Annotated in this window: 24 protein-coding genes; 8 read left to right on the forward strand and 16 right to left on the reverse strand. The window is 63.6% G+C overall.

Annotated elements, in window-relative coordinates; all coding sequences use genetic code 11:
- Nucleotides 1-3: 3 nt before the first annotated feature.
- From X733_RS160765 to X733_RS160750, 4 genes are all read left to right on the forward strand, one after another.
- Complete coding sequence (locus tag X733_RS160765) at nt 4-2127, forward strand: SMP-30/gluconolactonase/LRE family protein (protein ID WP_023817889.1); 2124 nt, start codon at nt 4-6, stop codon at nt 2125-2127.
- Entirely contained in the window at nt 2124-3167 is a 1044-nt protein-coding gene (locus X733_RS160760) for a hypothetical protein (RefSeq protein WP_023817890.1), read from the forward strand. Before X733_RS160765 ends, X733_RS160760 begins: the two co-directional genes overlap by 4 nt.
- Complete coding sequence (locus X733_RS160755; protein ID WP_023817891.1) at nt 3167-4663, forward strand: sugar ABC transporter ATP-binding protein; 1497 nt, start codon at nt 3167-3169, stop codon at nt 4661-4663. The genes X733_RS160760 and X733_RS160755 overlap by 1 nt, the downstream gene beginning before the upstream one ends.
- A 248-nt stretch (nt 4664-4911) precedes the next feature.
- A complete protein-coding gene (locus X733_RS160750; protein WP_023668181.1) occupies nt 4912-5319 on the forward strand; it encodes a carboxymuconolactone decarboxylase family protein in 408 nt (135 codons plus the stop codon).
- 45 nt (nt 5320-5364) lie between these two features.
- Here the strand turns inward: X733_RS160750 and X733_RS160745 are convergent, their stop codons facing one another.
- From X733_RS160745 to X733_RS160690, 12 genes are all read right to left on the reverse strand, one after another.
- The gene (locus tag X733_RS160745; RefSeq protein WP_023817892.1) at nt 5365-6252 is read right to left on the reverse strand and encodes an amidohydrolase; all 888 of its coding nucleotides are present in this window, start codon (nt 6250-6252) and stop codon (nt 5365-5367) included.
- Complete coding sequence (locus X733_RS160740; protein ID WP_023733136.1) at nt 6252-7388, reverse strand: VWA domain-containing protein; 1137 nt, start codon at nt 7386-7388, stop codon at nt 6252-6254. Before X733_RS160740 ends, X733_RS160745 begins: the two co-directional genes overlap by 1 nt.
- 235 nt (nt 7389-7623) lie before the next feature.
- On the reverse strand, nt 7624-8508 hold the full coding sequence (locus X733_RS160735; protein ID WP_023733135.1) for a MoxR family ATPase: 885 nt from the start codon (nt 8506-8508) through the stop codon (nt 7624-7626).
- Entirely contained in the window at nt 8508-9512 is a 1005-nt protein-coding gene (locus tag X733_RS1000000171260) for a molybdopterin cofactor-binding domain-containing protein (RefSeq protein WP_023817893.1), read from the reverse strand. The genes X733_RS160735 and X733_RS1000000171260 overlap by 1 nt, the downstream gene beginning before the upstream one ends.
- Before the next feature lies 1 nt (nt 9513).
- Complete coding sequence (locus X733_RS1000000171265) at nt 9514-10881, reverse strand: xanthine dehydrogenase family protein molybdopterin-binding subunit (RefSeq protein ID WP_023817894.1); 1368 nt, start codon at nt 10879-10881, stop codon at nt 9514-9516.
- Nucleotides 10882-10892: 11 nt separating this feature from the next.
- Nucleotides 10893-11375, reverse strand: a complete 483-nt coding sequence (locus tag X733_RS160720; RefSeq protein ID WP_023752952.1) for a (2Fe-2S)-binding protein — start codon at nt 11373-11375, stop codon at nt 10893-10895.
- 60 nt (nt 11376-11435) lie between these two features.
- On the reverse strand, nt 11436-12227 hold the full coding sequence (locus X733_RS160715; RefSeq protein ID WP_023817895.1) for an FAD binding domain-containing protein: 792 nt from the start codon (nt 12225-12227) through the stop codon (nt 11436-11438).
- 15 nt (nt 12228-12242) lie between these two features.
- Nucleotides 12243-12686 (reverse strand): SRPBCC family protein, encoded by a 444-nt coding sequence (locus X733_RS160710; RefSeq protein ID WP_023696209.1) that lies wholly within the window; start codon nt 12684-12686, stop codon nt 12243-12245.
- A gap of 113 nt (nt 12687-12799) precedes the next feature.
- Nucleotides 12800-13621 (reverse strand): AraC family transcriptional regulator, encoded by an 822-nt coding sequence (locus X733_RS160705; protein WP_023817896.1) that lies wholly within the window; start codon nt 13619-13621, stop codon nt 12800-12802.
- Between the two features lie 150 nt (nt 13622-13771).
- Nucleotides 13772-14542: an SDR family oxidoreductase gene (locus X733_RS160700; protein ID WP_023712093.1), complete on the reverse strand. Its 771-nt coding sequence runs from the start codon at nt 14540-14542 to the stop codon at nt 13772-13774.
- A gap of 39 nt (nt 14543-14581) precedes the next feature.
- Nucleotides 14582-15580 (reverse strand): ABC transporter permease, encoded by a 999-nt coding sequence (locus tag X733_RS160695; RefSeq protein WP_023673048.1) that lies wholly within the window; start codon nt 15578-15580, stop codon nt 14582-14584.
- 41 nt (nt 15581-15621) lie between these two features.
- Nucleotides 15622-16413 carry an ATP-binding cassette domain-containing protein gene (locus tag X733_RS160690; protein WP_245261375.1) on the reverse strand — a complete coding sequence of 264 codons (792 nt, stop codon included), beginning with the start codon at nt 16411-16413 and terminating at the stop codon, nt 15622-15624.
- 415 nt (nt 16414-16828) lie between these two features.
- Between X733_RS160690 and X733_RS160685 the strand changes: the two genes are divergently transcribed.
- A complete protein-coding gene (locus X733_RS160685) occupies nt 16829-17818 on the forward strand; it encodes a sugar-binding protein (protein WP_023673050.1) in 990 nt (329 codons plus the stop codon).
- A gap of 179 nt (nt 17819-17997) precedes the next feature.
- Nucleotides 17998-18780 (forward strand): FadR/GntR family transcriptional regulator, encoded by a 783-nt coding sequence (locus X733_RS160680; RefSeq protein WP_023673051.1) that lies wholly within the window; start codon nt 17998-18000, stop codon nt 18778-18780.
- 18 nt (nt 18781-18798) lie between these two features.
- Here X733_RS160680 and X733_RS160675 read toward each other — a convergent pair whose 3' ends face one another.
- Complete coding sequence (locus tag X733_RS160675; RefSeq protein WP_023687954.1) at nt 18799-19737, reverse strand: NAD(P)-dependent oxidoreductase; 939 nt, start codon at nt 19735-19737, stop codon at nt 18799-18801.
- A gap of 117 nt (nt 19738-19854) precedes the next feature.
- Between X733_RS160675 and X733_RS160670 the strand changes: the two genes are divergently transcribed.
- Nucleotides 19855-20745 (forward strand): NAD(P)-dependent oxidoreductase, encoded by an 891-nt coding sequence (locus X733_RS160670; protein WP_023699664.1) that lies wholly within the window; start codon nt 19855-19857, stop codon nt 20743-20745.
- A gap of 107 nt (nt 20746-20852) precedes the next feature.
- Entirely contained in the window at nt 20853-21629 is a 777-nt protein-coding gene (locus X733_RS160665) for a FadR/GntR family transcriptional regulator (RefSeq protein WP_023736007.1), read from the forward strand.
- Nucleotides 21630-21769: 140 nt separating this feature from the next.
- Here the strand turns inward: X733_RS160665 and X733_RS160660 are convergent, their stop codons facing one another.
- Genes X733_RS160660 through X733_RS160650 form a run of 3 tightly spaced genes read right to left on the reverse strand, consistent with a single transcriptional unit; the run spans nt 21770 to nt 24858 of the window.
- Nucleotides 21770-22876 (reverse strand): Gfo/Idh/MocA family oxidoreductase, encoded by a 1107-nt coding sequence (locus X733_RS160660; RefSeq protein ID WP_023817897.1) that lies wholly within the window; start codon nt 22874-22876, stop codon nt 21770-21772.
- 33 nt (nt 22877-22909) lie between these two features.
- Nucleotides 22910-23746, reverse strand: coding sequence for an ATP-binding cassette domain-containing protein (locus X733_RS160655; RefSeq protein WP_050588621.1), 837 nt, complete (start codon nt 23744-23746; stop codon nt 22910-22912).
- Complete coding sequence (locus tag X733_RS160650; protein ID WP_031193060.1) at nt 23743-24858, reverse strand: ABC transporter permease; 1116 nt, start codon at nt 24856-24858, stop codon at nt 23743-23745. Before X733_RS160650 ends, X733_RS160655 begins: the two co-directional genes overlap by 4 nt.
- Nucleotides 24859-24977: the final 119 nt, after the last annotated feature.

Raw genomic sequence — 24977 nt, forward strand, 5'->3', positions numbered from 1 at the left:
CCGATGTCCTTTCGCGAACGCCTCCAGTCCTGGCGCTACAATCTCGTGCCCGACCATCTGGTCGGCGAAATCCTGACAAAACGCTGGACCGACAACGCCATTCCGTTCCTGGCGCTGGTGGCGACGCTCAGCGTGTTCGGCTCGATCATTCCCGGCTTCTTCAAGCTGACCTCGCTACAGGAATCGACCCGCCAGCTCGGCGAGTTCTCGATGGTGGTCACCGGCATGACGGTGGTGATGCTGGGCGGCGGCATCGATCTGTCCGTCGGTTCGATCTTCGCGCTGTCCTGCTTCTCCGCCGTCTATGTCTTCTTCATTCTCGAACAGTCTATCTGGCTGGCGGTGGCGGCATCGCTCGCCACCGGCCTCATCTTCGGCGCCGTCAACGGCTACCTCGTCGGCTATCTCAGGCTGCGCGCCTTTCTGACTACGCTGGTCACCTTCATTTTTGGCCGGGCGCTGTTCGATATTCTCGTCACCACCTATGCCGCAGACGTGCAGCTTTCCCAGGCGACATCCGACGTGCTCGACTTCATCGGCGACAGCACCTTCTGGGGGCTTTCGGTCTCGGTGTGGCTGGCGATCATTCTTGCCATCGTCACCCATATCGCGCTGACGCGCTCACGGCCGGGCTGGCATGTGCTGGCGGTCGGCGGCTCGCGGCGCTCGGCGCACAATGCCGGCATTCGCGTGCGCCGCACCGTGTTCATGACCTATGTCTTTTCCGGCTTCTGCGCCTCGATCGGCGGCTTCCTCATCGCTTGCCGCTTGAGTGGGGCAGGGCCGGGCACCGGCCTCAACCTGGAGATCATGGCGCTGACGGCGGCGGTGGTCGGCGGCGTCAGCCTGGGTGGCGGGCGCGGCTCGGTCATCAAGGGGCTGATGGGCGCCATCATCGTCTTGACCATGACCAACGGGCTGATCCGGCTGGGCTATGGCACCGGCACCAACCAGATGGTGCTGGGCATCATGCTGGCGGTGGCGGTTACCATCGACATCCGCTGGCTGAAGAACCGCCACAAGGTGCTCAACGAGGTCTATGTCGCGCCGGTCTATCTCAAGATGGGCGAGACACAGTCTGCCGTGCCGGGCTCAGGCACGCCCTACGCGCTCGACAACCGGCTGTCGGCGGCCGACCATATCGGGCTCGGCGAGTTGGAAGGGCCGGAAGACGTCATCCTCGACCGCGACGACCATCTCTATTGCGGCACGCGCCATGGCGAGATCGTCCGCTTTTTCGCACCGGACTATGTGAAGTCGGAGGTGTTTGCCCATATCGGCGGCTTTCCGCTGGGCCTGACCTTCGACAAATCGGGCAATCTGATCAGCTGCGTCGGCGCCATGGGGCTCTATTCCGTCTCGCCGGATCGGGATGTGAAGCGCTTGTCGGCGGAGACGTCGCGCTCCTGGACCTCGATCGTCGACGATGCGCGGCTGCGCGACCCGAACGACTGCGACATCGCGCCGGACGGTCGGATCTATTTTACCGACTCCACCAAGCGCTATGACGCCCACGATTGGGCGCTAGACTCGATCGAGAACCGCGCCACCGGCCGGCTGCTGGTCTATGACCCGAAGGACGGTTTGACGAAGACACTGCTCGACGGCTACCGCTACACCAACGGTGTGTGCATGGCGCACGACGGCAAGTCGCTGTTCTTCGCTGAGAGCTGGGCCTGCCGCGTGCATCGCTACTGGCTGGAAGGGCCGAAGGCGGGCGTCGCCGAATGCGTCATCCGCGACATGCCGGGCTATCCCGACAACATCAACCGCGCCTCCGACGGCAATTACTGGATGGCATGGCTCGGCATGCGCACGCCGAGCTTCGACCTGTCGCTGCGCCATCCCGATATGCGCAAGCGCATGACGCGCCGGCTGCCGCAGGACGAGTGGCTGTTCCCCAACATCAACACCGGCGGCGTGGTGAAATTCAACGACAAGGGCGGCATTATCGAGGCGATGGGCGACCTCACCGGCGGCGCGCATCCGATGGTCACCTCGATGCGCGAGCACAAGGGTTTCCTGTTCGTCGGCGGCATCCTTAACAACCGCATCGGCCGCTACAAGATTGCGGGCGCCGACCCGAACTGGACCAGTTCCGCTTCTTATTGGGGAGCGAAGCCATGATCCTCGATCCTGTGCTCGACCTGTTTCGTGGCAAGGCGGTGACCATCCCACCGCTCGACGGTGCCTTCCGTCCCAACACGCGGCTGGACGAGGCGCCAGTGTTCGCCGATTTGACGGAGCCCGACAATCTTCTGGTTGCCGATGGCCGGCTGCTCGTTTCCAGCGGCAATGCGGTATATTCGCTTGCCGCAGGGGTGGGGCCGAAGGTTGTCGGGACCTTTCTTTCCCCCATCACGGCGCTGGCTCTATCACTGTCGGGCGAACTGACGGTGGGGTTGGAAAGCGGCAAGCTGCTGGTTGCCGGCAAGGAGGTTTCGCTGCCGGCCGGCGTCAGCTGCATCACCGCGCTTGCCTATGCAGACGACGGCACGTTGTGGCTGGCCAATGGCTCGGCTGAGCACACGCCGTCGCTATGGGCCGCCGACCTGATGAAGAAGGGCGCGTCCGGATCGCTTTGGAGGCGGGACGCAGCCGGCGGCGGGTTCCGCAAAGTGGCCGGCGAGATCGCCTTTCCCTATGGGCTCCATCCCACGGGGCGGGATGTGCTGGTCAGCGAAAGCTGGCGTCACCAGCTCGTGCGCTTCGATGGTGCAACCGGTAGCCGCTCGACCGTGCTGACGCATCTGCCCGGCTATCCCGCGCGCCTCGCGCCGGCCGGCGATGGCGGCGCGTGGCTGGCTCTGTTCGCGCCACGCAACCGGCTGATCGAATTCGTTCTCCAGGAAACCCACTATCGGCGCGATATGCTAGACCAAGTGGCGCCGGCCTACTGGATCGCGCCGGCTTTGGCCTCCAACCGCAGCTTCCTCGAACCGCTGCAATGCGGCGGCATCCGCACCATGGGCATCCACAAGCCCTGGTCGCCGAGCCGCTCCTACGGGCTGGTGGTGAAGCTCGACCGGACCATGCAGCCGCAATTCAGCCTGCACAGCCGCGCCGACGGCACGCGCCACGGCATCTGCAGCGTGGCGGAGAAGGACGGACTTCTATTCATCGCCTCCAGGGGCGGCGATTGCGTGCTCGACGCGGGAGGTTTCTGATGGAACCGATCGTGCGCCTGGAAAATGTCACCAAGAACTATCGCGGCGTGCCCGCGGTCAGACAAGTCAGCTTCGAACTGCGCAAGGGCGAAATCCACGCGCTGCTCGGCGAGAATGGCGCCGGAAAATCGACACTGACCAAGATCATTGCCGGCGTCGTCGACGCCACTTCCGGCAAGATGTTCCACAAAGGCCGCGAGATCGCCTACGCCTCGCCGCATGCGGCGCTCGAGGCCGGCATCGCCATGGTGTTCCAGGAGACCAGCCTGGTGCCGTCGATGACAGTGGCGCAGAACCTCTATCTCGGCACCGAAAAGTTTCTCAACCGGCTGCGCGGCACCTACATTTCGGCGCAACAGTTTTTGCAATCGCTGAACTTTCCGGTCGACCCGAACGCCGTGGTGGCGACGCTGGGCGCGGCCAAGCGTCAGATGGTCGAGATCGCGCGCGCCGTTCACCACAATGCCGAGATCATCATCTTCGACGAGCCGACGGCGACGCTGACGCCGGAGGAGAAGCGGCACTTCTTCGCGCTGATCCGGCGGCTGAAGGCGAACGGCGTCTCGATCGTCTTCATCAGCCATGCATTGGAAGAGGCGCTGATGATCGCCGACCGCATCACAATCCTGCGCGATGGCGAACTGGTGATCACCGACGACACATCGGCCTTCGACCGCGACAAGATCGTCGCCGCCATGGTCGGGCGTACACTGTCGGGACAGATCTACCGCCAGCGCGACGAGGCCAGGCTGCGCAAGGCCGGCAAGAAGGTGCTGTCGGTGCAGGACATTTCGATGAGCAATGTCGTGCGCAACACCTCCTTCTCGATCTTCGAGGGACAGATCACCGGCGTGTTCGGGCTGATCGGCTCCGGCCGCACCGAGACCTTCAAGATCGTCTCCGGCATCTACAAGCGCGATTTTTTGCGCGGTGGCGCGATTGAACTCGACGACAGGCCGGTGCGCTATCTCGTGCCCAGTGAGGCGGTCGCCGACGGCATCGTCTATGTTACCGAGGACCGCAAGAGCGAGGGCATTTTCGAGACGATGGGCATCGCCGAGAACCTGTTCGGCGGGCTGCTGGCGGCGGGCCGCGAAAAGGCCTGGGTGATCAACCAGCAGGAGATGCGCACGCTTTCCGCTGAATGGACGAAGACGCTGAACATCAAGGCGATCAACGACAATGCCCGCGTGGTCGAGCTTTCCGGCGGCAACCAGCAAAAGGTGGTGATCGGCAAGGGGCTGGTGCAGCAGCCGCGTATCGTGATCTTCGACGAGCCGACGCGCGGCGTCGATGTCGGCGCCATCGCCGAGATCCACCAGATCATCAACCGGCTGGCCGACGAGGGATTGGCCGTCGTCGTTATCTCGTCCTACCTGCCGGAAATCATGAACCTGTCGGACCGGATTCTGGTGTGCCGGCAGGGCCGTATGGTCGAGGAGTTTTCGCCCGCCGAGGCGACGGAGGAGAAGATCATGTATGCGGCGGTTCATTAGGTTTCTGGTCGGTGTTTGAGGGTGCGCATAGGTCGCCAATTGGCGAAGGCCTCAGCGCCTTCGTCATCCTCGGGTCTCCGCGACGGCGCTTCGCGCCTGCTTCGCCCGTGAATGACGAAGCTGAGATGCTTCGGCCAATCGCCATGGTTCTGTCAGCATCAAAAACTGAATCGGAATAGCCGGTTAGCCGCCCTTGCTCGAGACCTGTTTCAACCACCTGATCCACCGATTCAACGAAAGGAAACGCCATGGCCGCCACAAAACTCCTCAGCGATGCCGAGGTCGAAAAAATCCCGGTTGCGAAGGCTGTGTTCGACGACATCCGCGCGACGCGCAAATCGGATTTCGTCAACAATTTCTGGCGTGGGCTCGCCAACGATCCGGCCTTGCTGAAACGGACATGGGAACAGGTGAAGGTGGTGATGGCCACGGAGAGCGCCATCGACCCGCTGACCAAGGAAATGATCTATATCGCGGTGTCGACCGCCAATGGCTGCTCCTACTGCGTCCATTCGCATACGGCAGCCGCCCGCGCCAAAGGCATGACCGATGCGCAGCATGGCGAGATGGTGTCGATCATCGGGCTGGCCGGGCAGACCAACCATCTGGTGACGGCGATGCAGATTCCGGTCGATCCTGAGTTTGAAGTGAGGTGAGGGGCGGATTTCCCTTCTCCCCTGTGGGAGAGGGGAAGCAGTGCGCTATGCCGGTCTGTAAACCTTCTCGGCCGTGTTCCAGAAGATATCCGCCTCGGCGGCTGCGCCATGCTTGCCTACCGCGGCGCGGTGCGCCTTGATCAGTTCGGCATGGGTCGTCCAGAGTTTTTCGATCGGGAAGTTGGAGCCGAACATCAGGTGGTCAGCGCCCAGAATGTCGATGGCATTGTCGACGATGTAGGCAATCAACGCCGGATCGTTGCGGTGGGCGAAGGTGCCGAGGCCCGACAGCTTGGCGTAGAAGTTCGGCGCTGTTGATAGCGTACTCAGGCCGGCTTTCCAGGCCTCGGTGGTTTCCGGCTCCATGCCGGTCAGCATGCCGGCATGGGTGAGGATGAAGTTGATCTGCGGGTTCTCGCCGACCAGCGTCAGCCCGTCCTTCATCTGGGCAGGGAAAAGCTGCAGGTCGAAGGACAGGCCATAGTCTTTAAGCCGCGCGACATTGGCCCGCACCTTGGGGTCGATGACCTGATCGGCCGAGGCAGCGAAGCGGAAGGCCGGCGTCTCGTGCCAATGCAGCTGCATGCGCACGCCGCGCAGCAGCGGGTACTTTTTCAATCGATCGATCTGGGGCCGGACATCGTCGACAGTCATATCGGTATAGCCGACGATAGCGTGCGGCCAGCCGGTCTCGTCGGCAGTCTTCTGCAGGAAGGCGACTTCTTTTTCGAAATCCTCCTTGGCCCAGTTGGTCTGGACATAGACGGCCTTCTCGACACCTGCGCCTTGCTGATCGGCGAGAAATTCCTCGATCGGATAGTCGCGGCGGATCGGTTCGTAGGGGCCGAAAATGCGCGGCACCATCGGCCCGACCAGCCATGGCTGGTCCTGCTGGCGCCAGATGTGGAAATGCGCGTCGATGGCTTTCTGCATCACGATACCCTTTTCCAGATTGCCGACGCCGCCGGGGCGGGGCGGGCGAGCGACAGGATGAAATCGGTGAGGCTCCCGAGCGACGAGCCGTCGATGAGATCGTCGAGATCAGGCAGGATGGCGCGGAGCGCTGCCGTGGCGGGAAGGAAACGCGGGTCACCGGCCAGCGGTGTGGCCAGCGACAGGCGAAAGGCGCGGGCGCTCAGCCGGCGCATTGCGGTCTCGAGATCGGCATGGTCGCCGCGCTCCAGCGCGTCCGACAGGATGATCACAGCGGCACCGCGGGCGAAAGCTGAGAAACGCGGCACCGAGAGGAAGGCGAGCAAGGTCGGTCCCATGCGCGTGCCGCCGTCCCAGTCGTCGACGAGTGCCGCCGCGCGGGCGAGAGCCTGGTCGCGATCGCGGATACGCAGTGCGGACGTGATGCGGGTGAGCCGCGTGCCGAAGGTGAAGATTTCGGCACGGTCAGCACCTTGTACGGCGGCGTGCGCCAGTTTGAGGTAGTCCGCCGTGTGCAGCTTCATCGAGCCGGAGACGTCGATCAGGATCAGCAGTTTGCGCGCCACCGTCTGGCGGCGGCGCAGCTGTGGCGAGGGGATATCGCCATCGGCGCTGACGATTTCCCTGAGCGAGCGGCGCAGATCGAGCTTGCCGCGCGAATGGGTGCGCACGGTGCGGAATGAGCGGCGCGCGGGGAGGGCTGAAGCGAGCTTGCGGCGGAAGGGCCCAAGGCCATCGTCGTCGCGGAGGAAGTCGCGGCTGCTGAGCTGTTCGATTGCCGACGACAGCTCGCCGCCTTTCTCCTGGCGCGTGGTCTGTTTCTCCTCCTGGCGCGTGCCGTGATCGTCCTTGATGCGGGTTTCCTCGTCTTCCTCGCCTTCGATCGAGGGTTGGTCATCGCCATGGAAGTGATTGCGAAAATGCGCCTCGAATTCGCCGCGGCGATCGGGCGGGGGGGCAAGCGTTGCGAGCGCCGCCTCGCGGATGTCGGCCATCGAGCGGGGACCGAGCAGGGTGACCGCCTGCATGAAGCTGGAGACCTGCTCGGGGGCGACGGCAAAGGCGTGGCGGCGCAGCAGCCGGGCGAAGTGGAGGAAGGGCGCGGAGGCGAGAGGAAGGGTTCCCTGACGCATCATTCCTTCGCGCCCCCCTCTGTCCTGCGGGACATCTCCCCCACAAGGGGGGAGATCAGCAGCTTTGGCGCTTCGGTTCTTTCTGCGCCGCTGGAGATTGGCGAAAGCCAGGATGACGGCTGATCTCCCCCCTTGTGGGGGAGATGTCCGGCAGGACAGAGGGGGGCGCTGTCCCGCCAGCGTTGCGAAGTGCCCAGGTGAGGCCACCTCGCTATGAACGAGCTGTTGACCTCACACGTCACCCCAGCGCCTCCTCGACAATCTGGCCAAGCTCCGGCGCGATCGCGGACAAATCCTCCTCGTCCTTGATAAGCACACCGATGGCTCGGCGGAAGGCTTGCGGCCATGGGCTGCCGCCTTTCTCCAGTATGGTGGCGGCGTTGGCCCATTCTACGGCCTCGGAGATGCCGGGCGGCTTGGCCAGCGGGCGGACGCGGATCTCCTGCACAGCGGCCGCCACGGCGCGGGCGGTGGTCTCGGCGACATCGCCGGCGCGCAGCATGATGATGGCGGCTTCGCGCTCGGCGTCGGGATAGCCGATCCAGTGATAGACGCAGCGGCGCCGGAGCGCTTCGGCGAGTTCGCGGGTGCGGTTCGACGTCAGGATGACGATCGGCTGCGCTTCGGCGCGGATGGTGCCGCGTTCGGGAATGCTGATCTGGAAGTCGGAGAGGAATTCCAGAAGTAGCGCTTCGAATTCGTGGTCGGAGCGGTCGATCTCGTCGACCAGCAGCACGCGCTGCTCCGGCGCCCGCAGCACCTGCAGCAATGGCCGCGCGATCAGAAAGCGGTCGTCATAGATGTCGATCTCATGCTCGCCGGCATGGCGGATGGCGAGCAGCTGGCGCTGGTAGTTCCATTCGTAGAGCGCGTGTGCTGCGTCGATGCCTTCATAGCATTGCAGCCGCACCAGATCGCGGCCGAGGGCTTCGGCGATGGCCTTCGCCGCTTCCGTCTTGCCGACGCCCGGCGCGCCTTCGAGCAGCAGCGGTTTGCCCAGCCGTATCGCCAGGAAGATCGCGGTTGCGAGGCTGTCGTCGGCGAGATAACGCGACGCGGCGAGATGGGACGCCACCGCCTCCGGCGAGGTCGCGACAGTCTCTGCGTTCACCTCTGGCGTCATCAGTTCGCCGCTTGCGCCTTCAGCGCGCGCAATATGCGCTCCGGTGTGATCGGCAGCGTGTCTATGCGCACGTCGACGGCGTCGAAGACGGCATTGGCAACCGCGGGGATCTGCGGGTTCGCGCACATTTCGCCTGGTCCTTTGGCACCGTAAGGACCATCCGCCGACGGCCGCTCCAGCACGATGATCTCGGTTTGGGCGAGATCGCCCGGTCCCGGCATCAGATACTGGTTGAAGTCGGTGCCGCCATGGTCGCGGTTGGGATAATAGGGCTCGGTCGTTTCGTAGAGCGCGTGACTGATGCCCATCCAGGAACCGCCGACCAGTTGCTGCTCGACCATTTTCGGGTTCAGCGCGCGGCCGATCTCAAAGACGTTCTTCACGGTCAGCACCGTAACCTCGCCCGTCTCGTCATCGACCTCGACTTCGGCCACCGTGCAGGCATGGGCGTAGCAGGTCGACGGCTTCATCGCGCCGGTCTCTTTCTCCGGATAGGAGCGCGGGATCAGGAACATGCCGCGCCCGGATATCGAGCGCCCGCGGTTGAAATGCGCCGACAAGGCGACATCGAAGATCGAGATCGACTTTTGCGGCGCGCCCTTGACCAGAATATTGCCCTGGCCGTCAGTCTCAAGGTCGGAAGCGTTGACCTCCAGCTCTTCCGCCGCCACTTCCAACATCACCTGGCGCGCTTCCTTGGCCGCCTGGATGACGGCATTGCCGGCGCGGTGGGTGCCGCGCGAGGCGAAGGTACCCATGCAGTGCGGGCCGGTGTCGGTGTCGGCGGTGTCGATGGTGACCCGGTCGGTCGGCACGCCGATGGTCTCGGCGCAGATCTGCGCCATGATCTGCTTCAGGCCCTGGCCGAGATCGACCGACGAAAGTGTGACCATAAAATTGCCGGTCGGCGTCGAATGCACCAGCGCCTGCGTCGGGTCGCCGCCAAGGTTCATGCCCGTCGGGTAGTTGATCGCGGCGACGCCGCGTCCGCGCCTTATCGCCATCTCAAGCTCCCTTCGTGTAGGAGGACATCGCCATATACTTCTCCGCCACCGGCCAGTTGGCGGCGCGCGACGCCTCCTGCATGCACTCGATCAGCGCCGCTCCTTCGGTCGGCTGGCGATGCGCCTTCATGTCGCCATCGCGATAGGCGTTGATGAAGCGGAATTCGAGCGGGTCCATGCCGATCAGCCGCGCCAGCTTGTCCATCTGCACCTCAAGCGCGAAGTCGCCGATGGTGACGCCGAAGCCGCGCATGGCGGAGGAGGGGGTGCGGTTGGTGTAGACGCAATAAGTGTCGATCCAGACATTGGGAATGGTGTAGGGCCCGGGATAGTGCGCCGCTCCCTTCTGCGCGCCATAAGGCGAGTGGCGCGAATAGGCGCCGGCATCGGTAAAGCCGGTCACCTTGCGCGCAACGATGCGGCCGTCGTTCATCACGCCGTCCTTGATGATTATCTTTTCGGCGGCGCGCGGCGAGGAGATCTGCATCTCCTCCTCGCGGCTATAGACGAAACAGACTGGGCGTCCGGTTTGTTTAGCGCCAAGAATGGCGATCGGCTCGACGATGACGTCGACCTTGCCGCCAAAGCCGCCGCCGACGGTGCCGCCGACGAAATGCAGTTTTGAGCCGGGCATCTGCAGGATGATCGAGGCGTTGTCGAGGGTGAAGAACATCGCCTGGGTGTTGGTGTAGCAGGTGAAGCGGTCATTGCCTTCCGGCACCACGACGCAACCCGTGGTCTCGGTCGGCGCATGCTCGATCGGCGAGGACTGGTAGCTCTGTTCCAGGATGTGGTCGGCGCCGGCGAAGCCCGCCTCGACATCGCCAAAGCGCACCTTGCGGCATTCGCCGCTGTCGTAGAGGTAATAATTCTGGCCGTGATATTCGTTGACCAAAGGCGCGCCGGGCTTCAGCGCTTCTTCCATGTCGAAGACGGCCGGCAGCACCTCATAATCGACCTTGACCTTGGCTGCCGCTTCCTGAGCCGCGCGCTCGGTCTCGGCCAGCACCGCCACCACCGCCTCGCCCTTCCAGCGTACCTTGCCGTCGGCCAGCACCGTCTCGTCTTCCGGTCCGACCTGGATCAGGATCAGGATGGTGTAGACATTGTGCGGCACATCCTTGGCGGTGAGGATTTTCACCACGCCGGGATGCTTCTCCGCTTCGGAAGTGTCGATCGAACGGATGCGGGCATGGTGGTGCGGACTGCGCACCATTTTCAGGTGAAGCATATTCGGGACGTTGCGGTCGGCGAAATAGGCGGTCTTGCCCGTCACATGACCCGGCGAATCCAGCCGCGGCCGCCCATGGCCGATCTCGTGCAGGCCGTCCTTGCGCTGATCGGCGAAATAGTTTTTGCGCAGTTCCATTCTTTTGATCCTTAGGCCGCGTTCTGCGAATTGGCTCGGGCCGCCGTCAGCACCGCCTGGATGATCGGCTCGTAGCCGGTGCAGCGGCAGATATTGCCGGACAGCGCCTCGACCACATCCTCGCGGCTCGGATTGGGCGTGTGGTCGAGCAGCACCTTGGCGGCCATGATCATGCCCGGCGTGCAGAAGCCGCATTGCGTGGCGAAGGCATCGAGGAAGGCACGCTGCAGCGGATGCAGGACGCCGGCCTCGGCGAGGCCCGATGTGGTGCGGATGTCGGCGCCGCTGCAGGTCTCGGCCAGGGTCAGGCAAGAGAGCCGGAGTTCGCCGTCGATGATGACCGAACAGGCGCCGCAGGTGCCCTGGTGGCAGCCGCCCTTGGGCGAGGTGTCGCCGATCTTGTCGCGCAGCGCGTGCAGCAGCGTCGTGCCGCTGTCGACAAATTCGGCCTTCTCCGAGCCGTTGAGCGTGAACTGAACCGGAACCTTTGCCATGTTTTCCTCCCAGCGCGCCTGCCCGATTGATCGGACAGACGCGCGCCCCCCAAGCGGTGGTTAAGTAAGCAGCCGGCCGAGATGGACCGGCAGAACCTCGGCGCGATACCAGGCGCTGGCGATCGGGTCGGTGATTGGCGAAGTGCCTTCACCGGCTGCAGCCAGCGCCGCTGCGACGCCGTCCTGGTCAAGCCTGCTGCCGATCAGTGCCTTTTCCGCCGCACGGGCGCGCATCGGCCGGTCTGCCATGCAGCCGAGCGCGATCCGCGCCGAGGAGACAGTGCCGTCGCCGGCCTGTTCGAGAACGGCAGCGATGCTGAGCACCGAGACGCCCTTCGGCTTGACTCGCGACACTTTCAGGAAGCGGAAATTCTCGGCCTTCGGCAGCGCGAAGGCGACTGACGTGACGATGGCGCGGCTGCCGTCCCGCTTGGCCAGGAAATCCTCGATAGGCAATTCCCCATCATCGGTGCCAACCGTCGCATCCAGCGCCAGCAACACCACGGCGAAATCGCCATAGGGCGCCGGCGCAAACAAATTGCCGCCGACGGTCGCCATGTTGCGGATCGCCGGGCCGCCGACGGCGCGCGCGGCCTTGGACAGCGCCGCAAGCTCGGGATGGCGGGCGATGGCCGCCATTGTCACCGAAGCGCCGATGCGGACCTTGCCGCCGGCAACGGTGATCCCGGAGAGGGTCGGATCGGTCGAGCGGACGAGGCCGGTGACGGAGACATCGCCTTCATTGGCGGCGCGCACGACCAGCGTGCCGCCGCCGAGATAGCGGGTGCCGGGCGCCTTCAGCGCCGCGTTGGCATCCCTGACGGCCGAAAAGGTCTGGAGGGCAAGCGCCATGGCAGTCTCCCTGGTTCAGCTCTGGCCAGAAAAGTGGCTCTTCAACGCATTGAAGCCACCCTGGAAGACATTGGCGGCCATGCCGGCGGCGATCTTGTCGGCCTCTTCGGGCGCCGCGTCGAAAGTTGCTGTCCATTCGGCATAGGTGCGGTCGCCGTCGGTAACGCGGCGCAATTGCAGCGTCGCTTTGTGATTGGTCAGCGGCTGCGGCGTCTCCAGGATGGAGTAGCTGACGCGGAAATTCGCGTCGGAGAAGTCGAGCAGTTTTTCGCGGATACGCGCGCCGCTGGCGAGCTCGAAATTACGCACGCAGCCGATGGTTTCGGCGCTCTTGCCGTCTTCGATATGGCTCTTGACCATGCGCGGATGCCAGCCCGGCAGGTCATTGAAGTCGCGTATGCGCGCCCAGACCTTTTCGACCGGCGCGTCGATGACGCTGGAGACGGTGACTTCAGCCATATGATCATTCCCCTACGAATTCGATACGCAGCAGGGTAGGGCGGCGGCCGGTGCTGCGCTTATCAATGGGTCTTGCGGCCCTATCAAGGAGTCTGAAAAACGAGCGGCTTGGCTCAGGCCATGGCCCGCGCCGCCTCGCGGTAAAGCGTCGGCGGCACGCCGACATGGTCGCGGAAGAAGCGCGAGAAATTGCCCTGGGTGGTGAAGCCGAGATTGCAGGCGACCGAGATCAGCGGCTCCTGCGACCACTGCAACTGCCGCACGGCTTCCTCCATGCGCAGCGTGTTCCAGTAGACATTGGGCGTGAGATTGGTCTGTTCCTTGAACAATGCGAAGAAATGCGGCCGCGACAAGCCAACGCTGCGGGCGACGTCGTCGAACGAGATGCGTTCGCAGACATTGGCCTTCATCAGCTGGATTGCCTTGCGGACGCGAAAGTCCTGCATTGTGTTGACCCGGATGCGCGCCTCCTGCGGCGCCGAGGCGTCGGCGGCGTCGAGCAGGCTATCGATGAAGCGCTCGATCTCGTAATTGGCGACGATGCTTTCATTATCGCTCAAATGGTCGAGCAGGTTGGCGGCGGCCTGGTGCAGCCAGGGTTCGAGCGTGATCGCAGCCTGTGCAAACAACGGCGCCGACGAAGGCAGGTCGCGGCGCCGGCGCGCCCAATCCGGATCGATGTAGAAAGCGAGGAACAGGCCGGGCCTGCCGTTCTGCGACAGAATGTGGCTGTGCGGCTGGTAGGAATTGATGCCGGCGGCGGTGCCGGGACCCAGCGGCACCGTCTCGCGGCCGACGGTCATCTCGCCGGCCGTGCCCTCCAGCCAGATGATGATGTGGGCCTCGACATGCGCATGGGTGACGAAGTCGCTGGCGACATTCAGGACAGAAACATGTCCGAACCGGCCCCAATAGAGCCTGATCGCGTCCGTCATGGGTTATACCTCCCGCAGACGACTGGCCTCCCTTCGCCTGCGACGGGATTGTGCGGCTGAGTTCGGGCTCGCGTCAAGGCGCGGGGCGAAAGCCGCTGTGTGCTGCCCGCCGTAGTGGTGGATTTTCAGACTGAGCGATAGGGTTTCCCGTCAAACCGAAGCCGTCATGCCGCCGTCGACATAAAGCGTATGGCCGTTGACGAAGGATGAGGCGTCGGAGGCGAGGAACACGGCGGCGCCGATCAGTTCGTCGACATACCCCCAGCGGCCAGCCGGCGTGCGCTTTTCCAGCCAGGCGGAGAATTCCTGGTTGTCGACCAGCGCCTGGTTCATCTCGGTGCGGAAATAGCCGGGGGCGATGGCATTGATCTGCAAGCCGTATTTCGCCCAGTCGGTGCACATGCCACGTGTCAAATTGCGGATTGCGCCCTTGGTGGCCGTATAGGGCGCGATGTTGGGCCGGGCGAGTTCGCTCTGCACCGAGCCGATGTTGATGATCTTGCCCTTGCCGCGCGCGATCATATTGCGGGCGACCGCCTTGCCGGCATGGAAGGCGCCGGAGACATTGGTCTTGAACAGCCGCTCCCACTGCTCCTCGGGAAAGTCCTCGAGCGGAGCGCGGAACTGCACGCCGGCATTGTTGATCAGGATGTCGATGGCGCCGATCTCGGCCTCGATGCGGGCGACATCGGCATCGACCGCGCGAAAATCCGTCACGTCGAAGGTCGAGGGGTGCGCTTTGAAGCCGGCGTCGCGCAAGCCGGCGACAGCACCGGCAACCTTGCCGGCATCGCGGCCGTTGAGCACGACACTTGCGCCATGCTCGGCAAGGCCGCGCGCCAGCGCCAGGCCGATGCCTTGGCCGGAGCCGGTGATCAGCGCCAGCCGCCCGTTGAGGTCGAACAGGGATTTCGATGTCAAAGCAACGGTTTCCAGCCGGAAGATTCAATCCAAAAACATTCAGTCATTGCGCCTGAAGTTGCGGATCCGGTCGAACAGCACCGCGAGCAGGATGGCGCCGCCGATGAACACGCCTTGCCAGAAAGCATTGATGCCGAGCAGACCAAGGCTGTTGCGGATCACTTCGATGAGCGCGGCACCGACAATGGCGCCGAAGGCGGTGCCGACGCCGCCGGCGAGATTGGCGCCGCCAATGACCGTGGCGGCGATGACCTGCAGTTCCATGCCGGTTCCGAGATTGGTGGTGACGGCGCCCAGCCATCCGGTCTGGATGATGCCGGCAATGCCCGCCGCCAGCGCCGAGATCATATAGACGGCGACCTTGATCTGCTTGACGGGAACGCCGGTCAGCGTCGCCGCGTGCTCATTGCCGCCAATGGCGAAGATGTGGCGGCCAAACTTGGTCCAGCGCAGCGTGAATCCGGTGATCAGCGCCAGAAGGATCATGTAGAGGACCGGATTGGCGATGCCGAACACCCAGGCGCCGCCGCCCAGCGCCAGAAGCTTGTCGTGATCCGGGCCGAACTGGAAGACGACGGTGTTGTTGGAGGCGACCATGGCGAGGCTGCGGGCAATCGACAGCATGCCGAGCGTCACCACGAAGGGTGGAAAGCCGAGATAGGCGATCATGATGCCGTTGAAGGCGCCTATGGCGAGCGCAGTGGCGATCGAGGCGAGGATGCCGACTTCTATGGAGTAGCCGGCATGCATGGTAACGGCCAGCACCATCGACGACAGACACAGCACCGAGCCCACCGACAGGTCGATGCCGCCGGTGATGATAACGAAGGTCATGCCAAGCGCGATGATGGCGACGAAGGTGATGTTGCGGGTGATGTTGTAAAGGTTCTTCGACGTGGCGAAGGCGTCGGTGGCAAAAGACAGGAACAGGCAGGCCAGGATGACCGCGATCACCACCCAGAAGGTCTGGCTGGCAAACAGTCTTGCCGGCAAGGATTGCTGCTTTTGTTCGATCGGCTGGTCAATTGTCAGTGCCATCGTCGACCTTCATGTGCTGTGCGTGGTGAAATTCGCTGAGATCAAACCTGTTCGATGGCGCCGGTGATCAGCCCGGTGACTTCCTCGGGCGAACTTGACGCAATCGTCTTGTCGGCGACCTTGCGGCCGCGCCGCATGACGATGACGCGGTCGGCGACGGTGAACACGTCAGGCATGCGGTGGCTGATCAGCACCACTGCGATGCCTTGGTCGCGCAAATGGCGGATCAGGTTCAGCACTTCGGCGACCTGGCGCACCGAGATCGCGGCCGTCGGTTCGTCCATCAACACGATCTTCGCCTGCGACAGCATGGTGCGCGCGATCGCTACTGCCTGGCGCTGGCCGCCCGACATCTGCTTGACGAGGTCGCGCGGACGGGTCTCGGACTTCAACTCGGCGAAGAGCTGGCCGGCGCGCTTGTACATGGCGGCATAGTCGAGGATGCGTAAAGGGCCGAAGCCGCGGCGCAATTCACGGCCGAGATAGACATTGGCGGCAGCGGTCAGATTGTTGCACAGCGCCAGGTCCTGGTGGACGATCTCGATGCCGTGCTGGCGAGCTTCCGCCGGCTTGTGCAGGATCAACTCCTTGCCGTCCATGCGCATGACGCCATGGCTGGGGCGGAAATTGCCGGCGATCATCTTGACCAGCGTCGACTTGCCGGCGCCGTTGTCGCCCATCAGGCCGACCACCTGTCCGGGCTCGATCGACAGCGATACGTCGTTGACCGCCTGGATGGCGCCGAAATGCCTCGAGATATTGGTGAGTTCGAGAACCGCCACCAGTCTTTGCCTCCCCGTGTTTTGCGACCCGCTGCTGTTCCCGGCGTGAATGCCGGCGCTGCTTTGGCCCCGCTCTCCCCATCTCCTCCCGGAAACAGCGTCAGCGTTCTTTTACGCAAAAGCCGGCGCTCGTCAATCAATTGTCGGACGAATTGAAGCCTTGGTTATCCAAAAATCCGTTTTGTAGGACAAATAGCATTGACGTTGGCCGCAAGCCGATATTAGCTAAGCGTCGGAGGAGATTATGCCGATGCCGCTGGCGGTTAGCCGGGCGGAATCGGCGGAGGTTTATCGGTCGAGGTTGCGGCGCCACCCTTGTGTTGAGCCGGGCCAATGCCGCATCTGGAAATGCTTATCGATCTGTCTTGGCGACACGAGTGCTCGTGAAACGAACCTCGGTCATTAAGCATCCGGTCGATCTGTGTGGCGGGCACGCCGTGTCCGTCTGTTTCAAGGGAGGACTGACATGAGGAAAACACTTTTGCTCGCCGCCGTCGCCGCCATGGCGCTGGGCGCCGGGCCGGCTTTGGCCAAGAAACAGCTCGTCATCGTGGTGAAGGGTCTCGACAATCCATTCTTCGAAGCCATCCACCAGGGCTGCGAGAAATGGAACAAGGAAAATGCAAGCTCGGAATATGAATGCTTCTACACCGGCCCGGCATCGACCTCCGACGAGGCCGGCGAAGCGCAGATCGTTCAGGACATGCTGAGCAAGGCCGACACGGTGGCAATGGCGATTTCGCCATCCAACGCGCCGCTGATCGCTCAGACGATCAAGACCGCCAATCCGACGATCCCGATCATGACGCTCGACGCCGATCTCAGCAAGGAAGATGCCGCGCTGCGCAAGACCTATCTCGGCACCGACAACTATTTGATGGGTCACAAGATCGGCGAGTACATCAAGAAGGGCAAGCCGAACGGCGGCACGATCTGTACCATCGAAGGCAATCCCGCGGCCGACAACATCCTGCGCCGCGCGCAGGGCATGCGTGACGCGCTGTCGGGCAAGGAAGGCCTGGCGGCACTTGCCGGCGAAGGCGGCTGGACCGAAGTCGCCGGTTGCCCGGTGTTCACCAATGACGACGGCGCCAAGGGCGTGCAGGCGATGACCGACATCCTCGCCGCCAATCCCAAGCTCGACGCCTTCGGCATCATGGGCGGCTGGCCGCTGTTTGGCGCACCGCAGCCCTATCGCGACCTGTTCGGGCCGCTCAAGGACCGCATCGCCAGCAACGACTTCGTCATCGGCGCCGCCGATACGATCGGCGATGAAGTAGCGATCGCCCGTGACGGCCTTGTGACTGCTCTGGTCGGTCAGCGGCCGTTCGAAATGGGCTACAAGGCACCGTCGGTGATGATCGATCTGGTCGAAGGCAAGGCCGTCGCCGATCCGGTGTTCACCGGCCTCGACGAATGCACCAAGGACACGGTCGACACCTGCATCCAGAAGTAGGTTCTCGATTTCGGGGCGCCCTTTGACGGGCGCCCCGTCTCTTCCCGGACGGACGCAACGGTTGGGGCAGCAGGCTCCGGCTTTGACGCGTCTGTAGTTTGGATTTTCGGCAACGAGATCGGCGCGCCGTGCAGGTTCGGACCAGTCCGGACGCAGACGGCCGACGCATTGGAACGTGAATGCCGGACGAGAAATCAAAGAAGCGAACCGAGCGGGCCAAGGCACAAGCCAGCCGCGGTCCGGCTGTCATGCGCAGGGCCGGTGCCGCGCATTTTCCGGGAGCGAGCGTCCATGTCTCGCTGGCCGGCGAGATCGGCCTCAGAATCGTGCGCGGCGATTATCCGCCCGGCACCATTCTGCCCAACGAGGCCAAATGGGCCGAGATCTTCGATGTCAGTCGTTCGGCGGTGCGCGAAGCCATCAAGATGCTGATGGCCAAAAGCCTGCTGGCTTCACGGCCCAAGATCGGCAGCTGGGTCGAGCCCAGGGAACGCTGGAACCTGCTCGACCGCGATGTGCTGGCCTGGTACGCGACCGGGCCGGACCGGGAAGCCTTCCTGCGCACGGTGCAGGAGTTCCGTCACATCATCGAGCCGGAAGCGTCGGCCTTTGCCGCTACGCGGCGCAACGACGAGCAGATGGACGAGATCAGCCAGGCCTGTCGTGAGATGGGCGAGGCTCTGAACCTGCAGGAGCGTATCCGCGCCGATACGCGTTTTCACCTCGCCATACTGCGCGCCTCGGGCAACGATCTGCTGGTGCCGCTTGGCGTTCTGATCGAGTCGGCGCTCGATCATCTCTTTGTCTTCGTCACACGCGAGACCAGCGATCAGCGGCGGGCGCAGGCGCTGCATGAGGCGATCGAGAAGAACATCCGCCTGCAGCGTCCTGCGGCCGCGCGCAATGCGGTGCACAAACTGCTCGCCAACACCGACGATGTTATCGGCCGGTCGAGGCGCTGACACAGGCTTTTCGCCACCTCAAATCGTCTGCTTCTTGCCATCCTTGCTGGGCATCAGGTCGACGCCGTTGACCTTGCCGATATATGTCGCCAGCATCGGCACGAATTGCTCGGCCGGGCCAGTGGCATGGGCACCGGCGAAGGAGTTCTTGGTGGCGTTGCCGAGCGGGTTGGCGATGCCGGCCGCGCCCGCCATCGATTCCAGATAGGTCAGGTCCTTGAAGGCGTTGGCGATGGTGAATTTATGTGCGTCGCGGTCGCCCTCCAGCGTCCAGCGCATGAAGGTCTGGTAGAAGCCGCAATCCATGCGGCCGTTGCGGATGACGCTGTCGAAACGCGGTGGCGAGATGCCGACCTTTTCGGCCAGCGCCAGCGCCTCGGAATAGATCGCGGCATAGCCCAGCGAGATGAAGTTGTTGAGCAGCTTCATGCGGTGGCCGTCACCTGTATCGCCAATATGAACGATGCGGCCGGCCCAGGTTTCGATGACCGGCTTCACACGGGCAAACAGCGCGTCGGGCGCGCCGACCATGGCGTCGAGCGTGCCTTCCCAGGCTTCCTTCGGGGTGCGGCTGAGCGGTGCATCGACGAAGTCGACGCCGATCTCCTTCAGTTCCGCCGCCAGCGCCACCGTCGAGACCGGATCGGCGGTCGAGCAGTCGACGACGACCGAACCCTTCTTCAAGCCCTCCTTGAGGCCGCCGGGGCCGCGGATGATGGCTTCCACTTCGCGCGAGCCGGTGACGCAGATGAAGACGATGTCGGACGCCGCCGCCACGTCGCGCGAAGTCGCCGCCTCCTTGGCGCCCCGGCCAATCAGGTCCTCCGCCGGCTTGCGGTTCTTGCGGCCGAGGAAGGTCAGGCCATAGCCCTTGTCGACGATGTTCTTGGCAATGCCGTGCCCCATCAGGCCAAGGCCGATAAAGCCGATCTTTTCGCTCGCGGCGGTCGTGGTCATGTCTTGAAGTCCTGTTGCGATGATTGATAGTGGGCGCCGCCGTGTGGCGGGCGAGGGTGGTTGCGGAATGCCATATTGTCTGACAATACACGGAAATCCTAGGCATTGGAGACGAAAATGACGAAGCGGATCATGTTCACCGGCGGCAGCGGCAAGGCCGGTCGCCATGTCGTGCAATATCTGGTCGAACAGGGCTGCCAGGTGCTCAACATCGACACCAGGCCGCTCGACAATCCCAAGGTGCGCACGCTGATCACCGACATCACCGACAGCGGCCAGGTGTTCAACGCGCTGTCGAGCTATATGGGCCTGCATGAATTCGATCCGTCGCTGCGCCCGCAGCCGGTCGATGCCGTGGTGCATTTCGCCGCCATACCGCGCATCATGATCACGACCGACAATGAGGCGTTCCGCATCAATGCGATGGGCACCTACAACGTCATCGAGGCGGCGGTGAAGCTCGGCATCCCGAAGGTGGTGATCGCGTCCAGCGAGACCACCTACGGCGTGGTGTTCGCCAACGAGCCGCGCGATCCCAAATATTTCCCACTCGACGAAGAATACGACGTCGATCCGATGGACAGCTATGCTCTGTCCAAGGTCGTCAACGAGCACACGGCGCGCGCCTTTGCGCAGCGCAACGGCACCGATATCTATGCCTTGCGCATCGGCAACGTCATCGAACCGCACGAATATTCGCTGTTTCCGAAGTGGTTTGCCGATCCGGGCTTTCGCAAGCGCATCGCCTGGAGCTATGTCGACGCGCGCGATCTCGGCCAGATCACGCTGCGCGCCGTTGAAACGGACGGGCTCGGCTTCCAGGTGTTCAACGCCGCCAATGACGACACCTCGTCCGACCTGCCGACGGCCGAACTTTTGAAGCGGTTTTACCCCGACGTGCCGGTCAAGGCGGATCTCGGCGAATATGAAACGCTGCTCTCGAACCGCAAGGCCAGGGACATGCTCGGCTTCCGTCCCGAGCACAGCTGGCGCAAATACGTCAAATAGGACGGCCGGGGGCAAGGTTGCGACCTGATCTGTGCACAGCCGCAGGCTTTGCCGTCAACGTCCCGTCCTTTGCTTGACAGCTTTCTAAATCCGGACTTTGTGGACGCATGAGGGACGGAAAGCCGAATAAGGGAAAGAAGCCTGAAAAGGCGGCATCCGGCGAGCGCCCGGCGACCCTTCGCCGGGCTGACGCCACCCGGATGCCCGGCACCAGCGTGCATGCCTCGCTGGCCAGCGAAATCGGGCTTCGGATCGTGCGCGGCGACTATCCGCCGGGCACCATCCTGCCCAATGAAGCCAAATGGTCCGAAACCTTCAACGTCAGTCGCTCTGCGGTGCGCGAAGCGATCAAGATGCTGATGGCCAAAAGCCTTTTGGCGTCGCGCCCCAAGATCGGCAGTTGGGTGGAGCCCAGGGAGCGCTGGAACCTGCTCGATCGCGATGTGCTCGCCTGGTACGCGACCGCGCCCGACCGTGAGGTGTTCCTGAAGACGGTGCAGGAATTCCGCCACATCATCGAGCCGGAAGCGACTGCCTTCGCAGCCATGAGACGCACCGAGGAGCAGATGGCCGAGATCAGCCAGGCCTGCCGCGAGATGGGCGAGGCGCCGAGCCTGCAGGAGCGCACGCGCGCCGATACGCGTTTCCATCTGGCCATCCTGCGCGCCTCCGGCAACGATCTGCTGGTGCCGCTCGGCGTGCTGATCGAATCCGCCTTCGATCATCTGTTCACCTATACGACGCGCGAACTCGACGATCTGCAGCATGCACAGCAACTGCACGAGGCGATCGAGAAGGCCATCCGCCTGCAGCGGCCGGAGGCGGCCCGCAACGCGGTGCGCAAGCTGCTCGCCAATACCGACGGCGTCATCAACACCCGGTAGGATATGCTGATATTCAGGTGAGGCCGGCCTGCAAACGCCGGCTTTCGCGCTTCACGTACTTAAGTACGCTCCGCTCCGGTTCTCGAAATCCAACGTTTTCGGCGCGGCCTGACCTGAATCTCAACACATCCTGCGAGCGCTCAGCCGGCCTGCGAAGTGGCCAAATGCTGCCTGGTCAGCGCGACCAGCAGCGCCTGGTCGCGGGCGGCGTGCTCGGGGCGGTTGACCACCTCGTCGCCATTGACGATCGCACCCCAGAAGCCGCGCAGTTCCTCGACGAAGGCTTCGCCGTAGCCGGCACGCAGATCCTTCGTCGACAGTGTGTGGCCGTCCGAGGTCTTCACAGTCAGCCGGGTCGGATGATGGTTGAGCCAGGGCGAGGGGAATTCGAGCTCAAGGCTGGCATCGTCGAAGAACAGCGTGATGCGTTCCTTGTAGTCGGCGAGCTTCGGCACGGTGAGATGCGTCATCGTCCACAGCGCCTGGCCGTCGAGCAGTTTTACCGCGCCCTGGCCGCCATCGCCATTGGCGAAGATCTGCGCGCCGACAACCTCGCCCTCCGGCACGCCGAGTGCGTCGAGCAGTCCGTGCACGGCATTCACATCGTGAATCAAGGCGGAGCTGTAAGCACCGGTAAATCCACGGAAAGCCAGATCGGTCATGGGCTGGCCCAACGCGCGCTCGACCTGTTGTTTCTGCCTGGCTTGCGCGGCGGCAATCAGCTCCTCGGGAATGTCGTTGCCGCGCTTGTAGCGCTGGTGGGCGATGAACGGCCAGGCATCGGGATCGTTGACCTCGACCGAGACGGACCGCAGCGTCTTTGCCGTGCCGGGCAGCGAGGCCAGCGCCAGCCGGTAGCTCGGATCGAAGCGCTTCATATAGCCGACCTGCATGACCTTGCCGGCCTTATCGCGCGCGGCGATGATCTCGGCGATTTCCGCCGGGGAATAGCAGAGCGGCTTTTCGCAGAAGACATGCAGGCCGCGCCCCAGTGCGGCCAGCACCTGCTCGTGATGCAGCGGGTCGGGCGAGCCGATCACGACGGCGTCGAGCTTATGGTCGAACAGTTGCTCCGGCGTTTCGAAATTGGCGATGCCGTGAACTTCGCTGACATATTCCCGCGAAATCCTTGACGGGTCGGCAACGCCGACCAGCTCGAACAGGTCGCCTAGCCGCAACAGGTTTGGAATATGCTCGACCTGCGAAATCATGCCGGCGCCGATAACGCCGACGCGTATCCTGCTCATGCTGTCATTACTCTCTGCAAAAGTGTTCCAGGCTCAGGGTGTGGCGGCCGGCCGGTTGCCGATCTGCGCCAACAGCCCGGCAATCTCAGCTTCCACCGCCTTCAGATCCTCGCCGCCCGACATGATGGAAATCACCTCGTCGCGCGAGATCTCGGACTTGGCGTATGTGCCGCGATTGCGGCCGCGGTTGAGCAGCGTGAAAGTGTCACCGACAGGGTAGGCGTGGTGGATGTTGTGGCTGATGAAGATCACCGCCAGCCCGCGCATGCGCGCCTCGATGATGAATTTCAGCACCATGGCCGCCTGATGCACGCCGAGCGCCGAGGTCGGCTCGTCAAGGATCAGCACCTTTGCGCCGAAGTGGACTGCGCGCGCGATCGCTACCGACTGGCGCTCGCCGCCCGACAGCGTTCCGACTGCCTGTGTCGGGTCGCGCACGTCGATGCCGATATCGGCCATTGCCTGACGGGCAATTGTGTTGGCGCGTTCCTTGTCGAAGCGCGAGAAGGGCAGGCGACTTCTCGTCGGCTCGCGGCCGAGGAAGAAGTTGCGCGTGATCGACATCAGCGAGATCATGCCGAGGTCCTGGAAGACCGTCGCGACGCCGAGGTCCTGCGCGTCGCGCGGGCTGCGGAAGGTGACGGGCTTGCCGTCGACGAAAATTTCGCCCTTGGTCGGCCGGTGCACGCCCGACAGAACCTTGATCAGCGTCGACTTGCCGGCGCCGTTGTCGCCCAGCAAGCAGTGCACCTCGCCGGGATAGACCTTGATGTCGATATCTTGCAGCGCGCGCACGGAGCCGAAATTGACCGACACACCACGCAATTCCATGGCTGGCTGGATGGCCGGGGACGGGTTTGGGTAGGTCATTTGCCACCTCCGCGTCCGAGCGCCTTGAGGCGGATGTAGTTGTTGACCAGCACGGCCATCAAAATGACGATGCCGAGGAAGACCTTGAACCAGTCGGTGTCGATGCCGGTGTAGAAGATGCCCATCTGCACCAGGCCGAAGATCAGCGCGCCGAACAGCACGCCATAGACGGTGCCATAGCCGCCGGTGAGCAGCACGCCGCCGATGACCGCGGCGATAATTGCCTCGAATTCCTTGAGCAGGCCGCGCGTGGTGTCGGCGGAGCCGGCCTCCATCACCTGGATGGTGGCAAGCAAGGTCGCGGCACAGGCGGTGTAGATGAACAGCGCGATCTTAACCCGGTCGACCGGCACGCCGACATTGCGGGCGGCATTGAGGTCGCCGCCGGTGGCGAAGATCCAGTTGCCGTATTTGGTCTGGGTCAAGACATAGCCGGCAAGCGCTGTCAGTCCGAGCCACCAGACGATCGACATCGGAATGCCGACGACGAAGGGAATGCCGTCGGTACGGGCGGCGATCCAGCCTTGCGTGCCCATCCATTGGAAGAAGCCGGTCAGGAGATGGCCGTTGAACAGGCCCGCGGTTGCCGGGTCCGGCGCGCCGTCGAGGATGTAGGGGATCTGCGTGCGGCCGGTGACGGCGCGGGTGATGCCGATCGACAGGCCGCGCAGGATGTAGAGCGACGCCAGCGTCACGATGAATGAGGGCAGGCGGGTCTTCACAACGATCAGCCCGTTGACGTAGCCGGTGAGGATGGCGACAGCGAAGGCGCAGGCGATGCCGCCCCACAGCGGCAGGCCCCAGTATTTCACCGTCAGCCCGATGACGACGCCGGCGAAGCCGACCATCGAGCCGACCGAGAGATCGAACTCGCCGGCGATGATGAGAAGGGCTGCGGCAGTGGCGATGATGCCGAGTTCGGCCGCCAGCGTCAGGAAGGTCATCGACCCCTGCAGCGAATAGAGGTTCGATGCACCCGGCAGCAGGGCGAAGATGATAATGGTGGCGATGAGGCCGCCGGCGGCACCGGCTTCGGGCCGGCGAAGCCATTGAGTCAGCCGGCCGGTGCTGGCCAGCCGCTCGTCAGCACCGGCCGCCCGTTTCGACATCATGCCGAAACGGTCCTTGCCCAGTACCCCGGGCGCCGGCGCTTCTGGAGGTATCGCCTTGTCTTCCACAACAGCCATTAGGCTCCCCAATCGCTCACTTCGCAATCTCGACCAGAGACGGG

This window comes from Mesorhizobium sp. L2C066B000 (assembly GCF_000502335.1).
Classification (GTDB): domain Bacteria; phylum Pseudomonadota; class Alphaproteobacteria; order Rhizobiales; family Rhizobiaceae; genus Mesorhizobium.